The organism is Pseudomonas arcuscaelestis, assembly GCF_016881005.1.
GTDB classification, from domain to species: domain Bacteria; phylum Pseudomonadota; class Gammaproteobacteria; order Pseudomonadales; family Pseudomonadaceae; genus Aquipseudomonas; species Aquipseudomonas arcuscaelestis.
This window is the reverse complement of sequence record NZ_JACOPV010000070.1, coordinates 1-1100: the sequence shown is the minus strand read 5'-3', so window position 1 is coordinate 1100 and position 1100 is coordinate 1. Positions and strand designations below refer to the sequence as shown.

Annotated in this window: 2 protein-coding genes; one reads left to right on the top strand and one right to left on the bottom strand. The window is 61.1% G+C overall.

What is annotated here, in order from left to right; all coding sequences use genetic code 11:
• Nucleotides 1–291 (top strand): response regulator (locus H8F21_RS29310; RefSeq protein WP_203585845.1); only part of this gene is annotated, 291 nt, incomplete at its 5' end.
• A 139-nt stretch (nt 292–430) separates the two neighbouring features.
• Here the strand turns inward: H8F21_RS29310 and H8F21_RS29305 are convergent.
• Nucleotides 431–1100, bottom strand: a 670-nt coding sequence (locus H8F21_RS29305) for a M48 family metallopeptidase (RefSeq protein ID WP_203585844.1), incomplete at its 5' end; no start/stop codon positions are given.

Here is a 1100-nt window from a genome sequence, read left to right as displayed (position 1 = left end):
TGGGGCTGCGAAGTGCTCACGGCCACCGATGAAGCTGGCGCCATGGACGCGTTGCAGGGCAGGGCGCCGGAACTGATTCTGGCGGACTATCACCTGGACCATGGGGTGGTGGGCTGTGAGGTGATCAAGCATTTGCGCGAGCATTTTGCCTGCAAGATCCCGGCGGTGATCATCACGGCCGATCGCACCGACCAGTGCCGCCGCGCGTTGCGCCGCCTGGAAGCACCGTTGCTGAATAAACCGGTCAAGCCCGGGAAGTTGCGGGCGGTGTTGAGCCAGTTGCTCGGCTGAACGTGCCCTGTAAACCCAATCCAATGTGGGAGGGGGCTTGCCCCCGATAGCTGCTTTTCAGCCAAGTATTCATTAGCTGACACACCGCCATCGGGAGCAAGCCCCCTCCCACATTTGGATCTTCACACTATCTTGAATATCAGGACTTTTTGGCCTGCTGGTAAAGCGGCATCACCTTCGGAATCGCCGCCTGCAACGAAGCGATCCGGCTGTCAGACGCCGGGTGAGTGCTCATAAACTCCGGCGGCGAGCCTTCCGACGCCTTGGCCATCTTGTTCCACAACGTAATGGCCGCATTCGGGTTGTATCCCGCACGGGCCGACAGCTCCAGGCCGATCAGGTCTGCTTCGTTTTCATTGCTGCGGCTGTTAGGCAAGGTCATGCCGTAGTTAGCCACGGTGTCGGCCAGTGCCAGGCTGTCCTGGCCCAGGCCGAACAACGCACCAGCGCCCTGCTTGGCCATCTCGATACCGTAGGCCTTGGACATGGCTTCACGGCCGTGTTCGCGCAAGGCGTGGGCGATTTCATGGCCCATCACCGCTGCCAACTCGTCGTCCGTCAGCTTGAGGTTGTCGATCAGTGCGCTGTACACGAAGATCTTGCCGCCAGGCCCGCAGTTGGCGTTCATCTCGTCGCTCTTGATCAGGTTCACTTCCCACTTCCACTGCGCCGCATCGGGGCGGAAAGTCGGCGCCTGGGCGATCAAGCGCTTGGCAATGGCCTGCACCCGCTTGGCGTTGGCGCTGGTCTTGTCCACCTGGCCTTTGCTGCTGGCTTCGCCCAACGTCTGCTGATAGGACTGGGCATAC